The following is an 11,521-nucleotide window of genomic DNA, read 5'->3' on the forward strand; positions in this document are numbered from 1 at the left end:
CCATGATTCGTTCGTTATATGCTCCACGGCCAAATCCCTATTATCTTCTTGCGCCAGACTACCGACGAAATTCCGCGGGTATCCGGGTCATGCACATGCTCTGCGATGTGTTGAATCGCTCCGGGTATGAAGCGTTTATTGGGGCGAACGTTCTGAATCCGGAGTTGATGACACCGCCGCTGACGAATCAAGTGATTGCCTTGCATAAACAGCAGGGTCTTGAGCCGATTGTCGTTTACCCGGAAGTCACCAGTGGCAATCCGCTGGGCGGTGACGTCGTGGTCCGGTATCTATTGAATACGCCCGGGTTCCTCGCTGGAGGCAAGGACTACGGCGAAGACGACATCATGTTTGCCTTCACCAAGGGGCTGTTATTACCCGGCATGCCTGAAGAGCACGTAATGTTTCTTCAGCCTATCGACCTGAGTGTCTTCAAGTTGCCCGAGGATCCGACCCGACGCATACCGGGCAAGATCTGCTACTACCAGGGGCGCACGGGGTCGGGGATTGATAAGGACAGCCTGCCTGCCGACGCGGTGGAAATAACCGGTAGTTACCCTGATACCTGGGAAGGGTTGGTGGAGATCTTCCAGACCAGCGAGTTCTTTTACTCCTCGGCGACGACGGCCCTTTCGGCGGAGGCTGCACTCTGTGGGTGTATAGGCGTGGTCATTCCGGGTAAAGGTGCACCGTTGAATTTCTCCTCCGAAGAGACTGGAAATTATGGGGTGGCCTGGGGAACCTCGCCCCAGGAAATCGAGCGGGCCCGGCAAACGTTGCCCTTATTGAGGGAAAGCCTGGAGAGGCAGGAAGTCACTTTCTGGCAGGCGCTCGATCTGTTTATCGAGACGACGCAGAACGCCGCTTCGACCTCCAGAAAGGCCAAGCTTGAACGAGGCGTTGCCAAGCGACTCGAGGCGCGAGACCAGATGGCCCGGCAACTGCAGGCGGCCCCCGTTATTGCGCAAGGTCATGTCCCGAACATCGGTGTGGTCGTTCTTGATCTTCAGGGCCGTAACGATTTGCTAGCCCGAACGCTGAACAGTCTGGCGGCCTGCGCGGGCGGCGGGGTTTCGACCGTTCCGCTGATCGTGTCCAGCGCCAGCCCAGGGCGTTCGGGCGCTCATGGCCTCAATCCAGGCGACAATTGCGTAGAGGCGATTAACCAGATCGTCCGCGAAAGCGCGTGCGATTGGTTGGTCGTGGTTCGCGCGGGGGAGGAGTTCACTGCTGCCGGCTTGTTGATGACCTCGTTGCAGTTGGCGCAAATGGGCGAATACCGCGCTGTTTACGCGGATGAAGTCGTCCGGGTCGGCCACAACAGCTTCGAAGCGGCACTTCGACCTGATTTCAACCTGGATCTCTTGCTCAGCTACCCCGCAGGTTTTTCCCGGCATTGGCTGCTGCGGCGTGATACGTGGCAAGAGATGGGCGGTTTTGCCGATGATTGTCAGGAAGCCTTCGAGCTTCAGTTCATTTTGCGCTTGATCGAATCCGGCGGTGTCGAGGGGCTTGGGCATATCAGTGAGCCGTTGCTGATCAGCGACGCTGTGCCTCTCCAGGATCTGGCCGAGGAGCGCGGGGTCATCGTGCAACACCTGCAGCAGCGTGGCTATGACCATCCTCAAGTGAACGCCCCTCAGCCTGGCCATTACCAGATTGATTACGGCCATGCGCAAACGCCGCGCGTCAGCATTGTGATTCTGGTCGACGGCCAGCTCCCGCAGGCGCAACTGTGCATGGACAGCTTGTTGGAAAATACGACGTACAGTCATTTCGAAGTCTTGCTGCTGGACCGCGGCAACCAAGACTCGGCGATGGTGGACTGGCTGTCCGGGATCGAGCAGTTGGGCGTTGCCCAGTTGCAGGTATTGAGGTACGAGGCTGACGCGTCGCCGATTGTGATTCGTAATCATGCGTGCAACCAAGCCAGTGGCGATTATCTGTTGTTCCTCGACTCCACCATCGGTGTGGTCGGCAAGGACTGGCTGCAGCAATTGCTCAATCACGCCATGCGTCCTGAAGTTGGGTGCGTGGGGGCCAAGCTGCTTGGCGGCGATGGCAGGATCCGTCATGCCGGTTTGTTGCTGGGGTTGGGTGCGGCGGTGGGCGATCCCTTCCTGAATGGGCCCGATGAGCCTGGTTACATGCAGCGTTTGCAGGTCGATCAAGATTGTTCCGTCGTGGCTGAGCAGTGCTTGATGGTGCGTCGAGAACTATTCATTGCGGCGGGCGGCTTCGATGAGGCGATGTCGTCCTGGGCGTCCGCGGACCTTTGCCTGAAGCTTTCTCAAGCCGGCTACATGAACGTTTGGACGCCGAGGGTCAGGCTGTTTATCGGCGATACGCAGGTGTCCCCGAGCAGTGCCGACCAAGACGACCTGATGTACCAGCGCTGGCTGGCGGTCCTGGCTCACGATCCGGCCTACAACAAGAACCTATCCCTGGCCGCCGGCAGCGCTTTCAAGCTCGCTGATAGCGCATGGGCGTTGCCGCTCTCGATCGCTGGAGTATCTGTACCAAAAATTCTGGCGCATTCTGCGAAAAGCGCCGTCGATGGGCAGTCGAGGCTCATTCAACCGTTCACGGCCTTGCGTAACGAGGGGTTGATCGACGGCGCTGTTGTTCGTGACTTGATGTCGGTAGCTGAGTTGGCACGGTTCGCCCCGGACAGCGTTGTGCTTCAACGGCCCGTTGATGGCATGCAGATAGAGGCCATGCGCCGGATGAAGGTTTTCTCCCAGGCTTTCAAGGTTTATGAGCTGGATCGCTATCTGCCCGATACGCCTATGCCCGGGTTCAATAAGGAAAACCATGGCCCGCAGGTACTGGATGCCTTGCGACAGGGCCTGGGTTTCATGGATCGCCTGGTGGTTTCCTCCGACATGCTTGCCGAGGTTTTCGACGGCTTCAATCCCGATGTGCAGATCCTCAAGACTCGTCTCGATCCACACCCCTGGATTGGCTTGAGCAGCAAACGCCAGGCTGGCGACAAGCCTCGTGTAGGTCTGTCGGCACGCGGGGGGCGGCCAGATGACCTTGAGCTGATTGCCGATGTCATAAAAACCTTGGCCAATGACGTTCATTGGGTGCTGATCGGTCATTGTCCGACTCACCTGCGTGCTTTTGTCCATGAGGTCCATACGGACGTTGACGTGGGATATGCGGCGAGGCTGGCTTCGCTGAATCTCGATTTTGCCCTGGCTCCCTTGCAAAACACCTTGTTGAACCGTTGCCGCAGTCACGAGCGGTTGTTGGAGTTCGGTGCGTTAGGCATCCCGGTGATCGGCAGCGACCTCGAGCCTCATCGCGGTGATTTGCCGGTGACTCTAGTCAAGGATGGGGCGGTTCCCTGGATGGACGCGATTCGCTCCCATATGGCGGATCTGGATGCAGCGCAACGTCTGGGCGACACGCTGCAACAGTGCGTTCGCAGCCGATGGATGCTTGACGGTGTGCACCTGAAAGCCTGGCGCGATATCTGGCTGCCGGCTTGATTCGCGCCCTCTCCGTGAACCCATTGCAGGCTGTTGTGGCATAACAGCCTGGCGGATCGATCTTCTTTAATATGATGCCCGCCTTCAGGCCGGCAGGGGTGTACAAAGCATGAAGCTAACGTTGGATTCCCAGGTGGTGCTGCGCGATCTGCAACGTATCAGCAAGCACCTGGATGCCAGCCGAGAGTTGCGCGGTAAGCATTTGCTGATTACCGGGAGCACGGGTTTTTTTGGTAAATGGCTGCTGGCGCTGATTGCCTTTTTGAACAGGGAAGGCGCGGCCATCGAGGTCACCGCGGTGTCCCGGTCGCCTGAGCGGTTTCTCGGCGAGCATCCGCAATACCGTCAGTGTGGCTGGATAACCTGGTTGCAAGGTGATGTTCAGGCGCTGCCTCGGGTGCCAGAACTTCGACCGATCGACATGGTCATTCATGCTGCCACCGATACCTTGGCGGGGGCTCACGCCGACCCGTTGCGTATCTTCGATACGATTTTGCAGGGGGCGCGCAACGTACTTGATCTGGCCGTGAGGACGGGGGCCAAGCGTGTTCTGTTCACCGGAACTGGAGCACAGTACGGCGCGATCAGCTCTTCGCAGCCTGTTCCAGAAACCCATATGTCTGCATGCAACAGCCTTCTGGGCAGCAGCGCTTATGCCGAAGCCAAGCGAGCCCAGGAAACGTTGGCGGCGCTTTATGCGGATCGGCATGGGTTGGAATGCATCCTGACACGCTGCTTTGCCTTCTCGGGGCCAGGGCTTCCTTTGAACGCACATTTTGCAATCGGTAACTTCATCAGGGATGCCATCGGTCAGGAAGCGCTGGTGATGCAGTCGACCGGCCTGTCTGTGCGCAGCTATCTGCACGGTGCCGATCTGGCGGCATGGCTGTTGACGCTGCTGATACGAGGGCAGAGCGGACATGCCTACAATGTGGGGTCTGACCAGGGGCTCAGCATCGCCGAACTGGCCCACAGAGTTGTGGCTCGGGTAGCGCCGCAAACACCCATTATCATGCCGAAGGCAGGGGAGGGTAGTTCTGTGGCTTCTTACTACGTGCCCGATATCCAGAAGGCACGAGCATTGGGCCTGGATGTCTGGACTTCGTTGGATGAGTCTATTGATAGCATGGTGGACTGGAACCTCGACCGCCCGCTGAGCTGCTGAGCTGTATCGATCACCCGGTCACGACAACAGATCAGGAGGGGGCTTCCACAAGCGGCTGTGCCCTGCAAGATCAAATCCGGCGCGACCGAATCTTGACTGATTCAGGCTTTTTGGAAAGGGTGCGCTATCCGGTTGCCAGACTGAGTCGGAGGCGCTACCTCTATGAAAAATCGTATTCGTGGGCTTAACGGCGTGACGCATAGGTCATAAAGTGCATCTTCACTGTATTGTGTTCTTGAGTACGGGCGCTAAGTCCGCACCGGAAATCAACTATTTTGATGCGCCCTGAGCTTTCGGGGTGAACCTAGTCGCAGTTTATGATCGGGAAGCCATGATGATTGGCATAAAAAGCATAGCGAGTTACGTGCCGACTGCCGGTGTGGATAACTACGCTCAGGGTGCCAAATTCGCCAAGGATGAAGAGTTCATCCTGGGCAAGATCGGTTCGGCATTCCTGCCGCGCAAAGAGGCTGCGCAGGAAACTTCTGACCTTTGTGTGGAAGCGGTGAATGCCTTGTTCGCCAATAATCCGCAGCTCAAGCGCGACTCCATCGACGCACTGATTGTCGTGACCCAGAACGGTGATGAAGAAGGCTTGCCCCACACTGCCGCAATTGTTCAGGACAAGCTGGGCCTGCCGACCCATGTGGCCGCTTTCGATATTTCCCTGGGCTGTTCCGGGTACGTTTACGGCCTGTACGCCATGAAAGGCTTCATGGAGGCTGCGGGCCTGAAAAACGGCCTGTTGGTGACCGCCGACCCTTACTCTAAGATTGTCGATCCCGAAGACCGCAATACCACGATGCTGTTCGGCGATGCAGCCACCGTCACCTGGATGGCCGACGACGCGCCCTGGCAATTGGGTAAGGCCAAGTTCGGCACCGACGGTTCCGGGGCGCCGCACCTGAAGGTCAGCGACGGGGTGTTCTTCATGAACGGCCGGCAGGTCTTCAATTTCGCCTTGCTGAAGGTGCCGGCGCACCTGCATGAGCTGCTCGAAGAGTCGGGGTTGGAGGAAAGCCAGATCGACGCGTTCTGCATCCACCAAGGCAGCGCGGCGATTGTCGACGCGGTGGCCCGGCGCTTCGAGGGCGAGCCGGAGAAGTTCATCAAGGACATGGTCGAGACTGGCAATACCGTTTCTTCTAGCATTCCGCTGCTGCTGGAGCGGCATGTCCTGCCTTCCACCTGGAAGCGTGTGGCCCTTAGCGGCTTTGGTGTTGGTTTGTCCTGGGGCTCGGCGATCATCCATCGCGACTGACGCTTCGGGCTTATGTAGAAGCGCTGCCGGTCATGCCGGCGGCGTTTTTTTTGTCCCTTTTTTTGGGTGGCGGATTTTCTGGCGCCATTTTTATCGCTTTTTGTTGTTTAAACCCTTGTTTTATTAGGGGTGGCCGTCTGCTAGTAAATTTTTTTAAAAAAAGCCTCAAGCAACCTGCTACGGCGACGATAACTATTACGAAGGTTCTCTAGGCCACACCCGGCGGTTGCCAGGGCCGGAAGCCGCAGTACCCAACCAACGAGGAATTCGTCATGGCTTTAACCGTAAATACTAACGTCACATCGTTGAGCGTTCAGAAAAACCTGAACAAGGCTTCCGACGCACTGTCGACTTCGATGACTCGTCTGTCCTCCGGCCTGAAAATCAACAGCGCCAAAGACGATGCCGCCGGCCTGCAAATTGCTACTCGTATGACTTCGCAGATCCGTGGTCAGACTATGGCGATCAAAAACGCCAACGACGGTATCTCCATCGCCCAGACTGCTGAAGGCGCGATGCAGGAACAAACCAACATTCTGCAGCGTATGCGTGAACTGGCCGTTCAGTCGCGAAACGACAGCAACAGCTCCGACGATCGTGATGCTCTGAACAAAGAGTTCTCGCAGATGAGTGCTGAACTGACCCGTATTTCGGGCAGCACCAACCTGAACGGCAAGAACCTGCTCGACGGTACCGCCAGCACCATGACCTTCCAGGTCGGCTCCAACACTGGCAGCACCAACCAGATCACTCTGACTCTGAGCGCCAGCTTCGACGCCAACACTTTGGGGGTTGGTTCGGCAATCACCATCGCCGGTTCCGACAGCGCGGTTGCTGAAACCAACTTCTCGGCCGCTGTTACTGCAATCGACGGCGCTCTGAAGACTATCAACGCCAGTCGTGCTGACCTCGGTGCTGCACAAAACCGTCTGACCAGCACCATCTCCAACCTGCAGAACATCAACGAAAACGCCAGTGCCGCACTGGGTCGTGTACAAGATACCGACTTCGCTTCTGAAACTGCTCAGTTGACCAAGCAACAGACTCTGCAACAAGCTTCCACCGCAGTTCTGGCTCAGGCCAACCAACTGCCATCCGCTGTGCTGAAGCTGCTTCAGTAATAGCTGGTGAGTTTTTGGCGGGGGGGTGCGCTTGGCGTGCTCTCTCGCTTTTTCCATTCAAGAGGTGATGGACATGGATATGAGCGTTAAGCTGAACTTGTCTTATCCAGCTGCCAAGCCGCCAGCGCCAGTCGCTGAGCCTGCAGCGGAGAAGCCTCGAACCGATGCTGGGTTGAAAGTAGCGGCAGCGGACAAGGATGAACAAGCTAAAGACGCGACCAGCGAGCAGGACAAGCTGAAGATGGCCGTTCAGGAAATTGAAAAGTTTGTGCAGTCGGTCAAGCGTAACCTGGAGTTCTCGATTGATGAACCCTCAGGCAAAGTAGTCGTCAAAGTCATTGCCAGTGACTCCGGTGAGGTGATCCGTCAGATCCCCAACGAAGAAGTCCTCAAGCTGGCCAATAGTTTGAATGATGCAAGCAGTCTGCTGTTCAGCGCTAAAGTCTGACAGCTGGCACGAATTTTGTTGCTATGTTCTTTTGGGCGTTGTAGTGGTCAAAAGACCGGCGAGACACTAAAGGGAGTTCTACATGGCGAGTCCAATTTTACCGGGTACAGGCCTGGGGTCCGGCCTGGACACCGGCGCTATCGTCAAGGCATTGGTCAACGCTGATAAAGCGGCCAAGCAGGGGCAGATTGATCGTGGGACCACGGCTAACACCGCGTCGATCTCTGCTATCGGCTCCCTGAAATCACTGCTGGCGACCTTTCAGTCGACCATGAAGACGCTGGCTGATCCGGATCAGCCGCAGTTCACCGGCTTTTCTGCCACTACCTCCGACCCCAAGACCTTGACTGTTGCGGCCAATAACTCGGCGGTCAACGGCGTTTATAATATCGAAGTTACTCAAATCGCGACTGGTTCCAAGGTTGCCACTTCAGCGTTTGCTGGTGGTTCCTCGGCAGCTGTGCCTGCAGGGGTGTTGAATATTGCCCAGGGAACCAAGAGTTACAATCTTGATGTGCCTGCCGGTTCGACTCTGGATTCTGTAGCCAAGGCCCTGAACAACAAGTATCAGTTCAGCGGCTTTAGTGCCAACGTGGTAACCGATAGCTTTGGTTCCCGTCTGGTGGTTAGTTCCTCCAACACCGGTGCTGGCTCAGATATCACCCTTAGCGGTATTTCGGGGCTGGAGGCTGATGGTACGAAACTGATGCCCAAGGGCACGGCAGGTGATCCAATCACCGCAAGTTCTTCCGGAGTTGTAGGTGGTTTTGCTCAAGACGCGAAGTTCACTGTTGATGGTATGGCAATCACCAGTTCTACCAATAAGTTGGATAAGACCGTCTCTGGCCTGTCAATGGTCTTGGTTGCGCCAGGTAAGTCGCAGGTTGTAGTGGCTCCGAACAATGATGGCTTGAAGGCGTCTATCCAGAAATTCGTGGATGCTTACAATGCTGTCTCCACAGCCATTACTTCATACACCAAGCCTTCTCTGGACGATAATGGCAAGCCAACTGTTGCTGCTGCTCTGACTGGTGATGCCATGCCGCGTTCGATTTTGGCGGCTATGCGTGGCCCATTGGCTGAGAGCGGTAATGGAGACCGTCTGACCGTTCTGTCGCAGTTGGGCATCACTACGGATCAGAAGACCGGTAACTTGAACTTCAACTCCGTCAAGTTCGATCAGGCGATGAATGACAAGAAGCTGGGTGGTGAGGTTCAGAATCTCTTCACGGGTGATAACGGCCTTCTGGAGCGGATGACCAAGGCGATCACTCCTTATACCCAGACAGGGGGAATACTTGATACTCGTAACGATGCCTTGGCGCGGACCAAGACCAAGCTGAGCAATGATCAGTTAGCGTTGGATCGTCGGGTGGAATCTCTGACTGCTGTGCTCACCAAGAAATATAACGACATGGATACTTTGGTGGGTAAATTGAAGGCTACCGCGAGTAACATCACCTCGATGTTCGATGCGTTGAACGCACAGAAAAAAGGCTAATATCCGGCCTGTGCCAAAAGCCCGGCAGCGTTTTTAAGCGCTCCGGGCTTTTGCATTTGACCTAAAGTTTTTTGACGTTACGTCGATACATTACATATACGAACCCTTGAGTTTTGAAGAGGTATCACATGAATCCGATGTTAGCCCTTCGGCAGTATCAGAAAGTCGGCGCGCAGGCGCAGACCTCCGAAGCCAGTCCACATCGTCTGGTGCAGATGTTGATGGAGGGCGGCCTGGATCGTATCGCGCAGGCCAAGGGTGCGATGGAGCGCAAGGATACTGCCAACAAGGGCCTGTTCATCAGCAAAGCCATCGGCATCATCGGCGGCTTGCGCGAAGGCCTGGATTTGGAAAACTCCATGGACACTCTGGGGGATCTGGACAGTCTTTATGCTTACATGATGAAGCGTCTGGCTGAAGCCAATATCAAGACTGATCCGAAGATCCTTGATGAGGTTACCGGTCTGCTGCGTACGGTCAAGGATGGTTGGGATGCCATCGCTGCACCGGGTCCGCAGTTCTGAGGAGGAACACCATGAGCGCTGTCCTGCAACGTATCGAGGAAACTCGCGAGGCTTTGGTTGATGCCCTTGCTGAGCGCAATTGGCAAGCCATTGGTGAGTTGGATCTGGCTTGTCGTTCGTGCATGGAGGACGTGCTCGGCGAGGCTCAGGTCGATGAGGTCGCTTTGCGTGACAATTTGGAAGAGTTGTTGGGGGTTTACCGACAGCTGCTTGAGGTGGCAACCGGCGAGCGTCAGGCGATAGTCGACGAGATGTCGCAGATCACCCAAGCACAAAACGCGGCAAAGGTTTACCATTTGTTCGGTTAATGTTGAGTTAGTCCGAACGTTGCGCGCCATAAATTTGACTGTGCACGCATTTTTGACTTAACTAGTGGCTGTTTTCAGATTTCAGGCGTCTACAAGGCAGAAAATGCCTACGAGCGCGTCTAGCTTGCCCCCTTATTCTGGGCATTGAGTTGACTAGGGAAGTTGCTATTGCATGTGGCGTGAAACCAAAATTCTGCTGATCGATGACGATAGCGTGCGCCGCCGCGACTTGGCGGTGATTTTAAATTTTCTCGGCGAAGAAAATTTACCCTGCGGTAGCCATGACTGGCAGCAGGCTGTCGGCTCTTTGTCGTCAAGTCGTGAAGTGATTTGCGTCCTCATCGGGACCGTAAATGCTCCTGGTGCGCTTCTGGGCCTGTTAAAGACACTCTCGACCTGGGATGAGTTCCTTCCGGTTTTGTTAATGGGCGAAAATTCTTCCATCGACTTGCCAGAAGACCAGCGTCGTCGAGTGCTTTCCACTCTGGAAATGCCCCCCAGCTACAGCAAGTTGCTTGATTCCCTGCACCGCGCCCAGGTCTATCGTGAGATGTACGATCAGGCCCGCGAGCGCGGCCGTCACCGCGAGCCCAACCTGTTTCGCAGCCTGGTAGGCACCAGTCGCGCTATCCAGCATGTGCGGCAGATGATGCAGCAGGTCGCGGATACTGACGCCAGTGTGTTGATCCTCGGAGAGTCGGGAACCGGCAAGGAAGTGGTAGCGCGCAATCTGCACTATCACTCCAAGCGCCGGGATGCGCCTTTTGTTCCGGTCAATTGCGGAGCTATCCCTGCCGAGCTGCTGGAAAGCGAGCTGTTTGGTCACGAGAAGGGTGCGTTCACAGGGGCGATTACCAGTCGTGCCGGTCGCTTCGAGCTGGCCAATGGCGGCACTCTGTTCCTGGATGAAATTGGCGATATGCCGTTGCCGATGCAGGTCAAGCTGCTACGGGTGCTGCAGGAGCGGACCTTCGAGCGTGTGGGGAGCAACAAGACCCAGGGTGTCGATGTGCGAATCATTGCCGCCACCCACAAAAACCTGGAAAGCATGATCGAGGTCGGAACCTTCCGTGAGGATCTGTACTACCGCCTTAATGTGTTTCCCATCGAGATGGCGCCGTTGCGTGAGCGAGTGGAAGATATTCCGCTGCTGATGAATGAATTGATTTCGCGCATGGAGCATGAAAAGCGCGGTTCGATTCGTTTCAATTCCGCCGCCATCATGTCGCTGTGCAGGCATGGCTGGCCGGGCAACGTCCGGGAGTTGGCCAACCTGGTGGAGCGCATGGCGATCATGCATCCATACGGGGTGATTGGTGTGGTCGAGCTGCCCAAGAAATTCCGCTACGTCGATGATGAAGACGAGCAATTGGTGGACAGCTTGCGTAGCGATCTGGAAGAGCGAGTGGCGATCAATGGTCATGCGCCGGACTTCGCCGCCACTGCCATGCTGCCGCCGGAAGGCCTGGATCTGAAGGATTACCTCGGTAGTCTGGAGCAGGGGTTGATCCAGCAAGCCCTGGATGATGCCAATGGCATCGTGGCGCGAGCCGCCGAGCGCCTGCGCATCCGTCGTACGACCCTGGTGGAGAAGATGCGCAAGTACGGCATGAGCCGTCGTGAAGGTGATGAACAGGCGGATGATTGACGCCTGTTTTTCAAGTCGTTGAAAACTGGGTGGTTTTTTTTAGGCACG

The 11,521-nt window shown here is 56.2% G+C and carries 9 protein-coding genes; all 9 read left to right on the forward strand.

All coding sequences use genetic code 11. The features are described 5' to 3' along the window. Nucleotides 1-2: 2 nt before the first annotated feature. The 9 genes from DNK59_RS28260 to DNK59_RS28300 all read left to right on the forward strand — a co-directional run bounded on the left by DNK59_RS28260 (nt 3) and on the right by DNK59_RS28300 (nt 11,473). Nucleotides 3-3,497: a glycosyltransferase gene (locus DNK59_RS28260; RefSeq protein WP_110725319.1), complete on the forward strand. Its 3,495-nt coding sequence runs from the start codon at nt 3-5 to the stop codon at nt 3,495-3,497. A 109-nt stretch (nt 3,498-3,606) separates the two neighbouring features. Continuing rightward, the gene (locus DNK59_RS28265) at nt 3,607-4,662 is read left to right on the forward strand and encodes an NAD(P)-dependent oxidoreductase (protein WP_110725320.1); all 1,056 of its coding nucleotides are present in this window, start codon (nt 3,607-3,609) and stop codon (nt 4,660-4,662) included. A 334-nt stretch (nt 4,663-4,996) separates the two neighbouring features. Further along, nucleotides 4,997-5,923 (forward strand): ketoacyl-ACP synthase III, encoded by a 927-nt coding sequence (locus tag DNK59_RS28270; protein ID WP_110725321.1) that lies wholly within the window; start codon nt 4,997-4,999, stop codon nt 5,921-5,923. Between the two features lie 272 nt (nt 5,924-6,195). Next, nucleotides 6,196-7,044: a flagellin domain-containing protein gene (locus tag DNK59_RS28275; protein ID WP_110725322.1), complete on the forward strand. Its 849-nt coding sequence runs from the start codon at nt 6,196-6,198 to the stop codon at nt 7,042-7,044. Nucleotides 7,045-7,117: 73 nt separating this feature from the next. Beyond that, nucleotides 7,118-7,492, forward strand: a complete 375-nt coding sequence (locus DNK59_RS28280; RefSeq protein WP_110725377.1) for a flagellar protein FlaG — start codon at nt 7,118-7,120, stop codon at nt 7,490-7,492. 82 nt (nt 7,493-7,574) lie between these two features. After that, on the forward strand, nt 7,575-8,993 hold the full coding sequence (gene fliD / locus DNK59_RS28285) for a flagellar filament capping protein FliD (RefSeq protein ID WP_110725323.1): 1,419 nt from the start codon (nt 7,575-7,577) through the stop codon (nt 8,991-8,993). Nucleotides 8,994-9,121: 128 nt separating this feature from the next. Beyond that, on the forward strand, nt 9,122-9,517 hold the full coding sequence (gene fliS / locus DNK59_RS28290) for a flagellar export chaperone FliS (protein ID WP_110725324.1): 396 nt from the start codon (nt 9,122-9,124) through the stop codon (nt 9,515-9,517). Between the two features lie 11 nt (nt 9,518-9,528). Next, a complete protein-coding gene (locus tag DNK59_RS28295) occupies nt 9,529-9,825 on the forward strand; it encodes a flagellar protein FliT (RefSeq protein WP_110725325.1) in 297 nt (98 codons plus the stop codon). A 172-nt stretch (nt 9,826-9,997) separates the two neighbouring features. Beyond that, a complete protein-coding gene (locus DNK59_RS28300) occupies nt 9,998-11,473 on the forward strand; it encodes a sigma-54 dependent transcriptional regulator (RefSeq protein WP_016963152.1) in 1,476 nt (491 codons plus the stop codon). Nucleotides 11,474-11,521 lie beyond the last annotated feature (48 nt).

The organism is Pseudomonas sp. TKO26, from assembly GCF_003225665.1.
Classification (GTDB): Bacteria; Pseudomonadota; Gammaproteobacteria; order Pseudomonadales; family Pseudomonadaceae; genus Aquipseudomonas; species Aquipseudomonas saponiphila.

Excerpts from the sequence above, each read along its gene's own strand:
- fliD (WP_110725323.1), top strand. The coding sequence starts at position 7,575 with ATGGCGAGTCCAATTTTACCGGGTACAGGCCTGGGGTCCGGCCTGGAC.
- fliS (WP_110725324.1), top strand. The coding sequence starts at position 9,122 with ATGAATCCGATGTTAGCCCTTCGGCAGTATCAGAAAGTCGGCGCGCAG.
- DNK59_RS28270 (WP_110725321.1), top strand. The coding sequence starts at position 4,997 with ATGATTGGCATAAAAAGCATAGCGAGTTACGTGCCGACTGCCGGTGTG.
- DNK59_RS28275 (WP_110725322.1), top strand. The coding sequence starts at position 6,196 with ATGGCTTTAACCGTAAATACTAACGTCACATCGTTGAGCGTTCAGAAA.
- DNK59_RS28280 (WP_110725377.1), top strand. The coding sequence starts at position 7,118 with ATGGATATGAGCGTTAAGCTGAACTTGTCTTATCCAGCTGCCAAGCCG.
- DNK59_RS28260 (WP_110725319.1), top strand. The coding sequence starts at position 3 with ATGATTCGTTCGTTATATGCTCCACGGCCAAATCCCTATTATCTTCTT.
- DNK59_RS28295 (WP_110725325.1), top strand. The coding sequence starts at position 9,529 with ATGAGCGCTGTCCTGCAACGTATCGAGGAAACTCGCGAGGCTTTGGTT.
- DNK59_RS28300 (WP_016963152.1), top strand. The coding sequence starts at position 9,998 with ATGTGGCGTGAAACCAAAATTCTGCTGATCGATGACGATAGCGTGCGC.
- DNK59_RS28265 (WP_110725320.1), top strand. The coding sequence starts at position 3,607 with ATGAAGCTAACGTTGGATTCCCAGGTGGTGCTGCGCGATCTGCAACGT.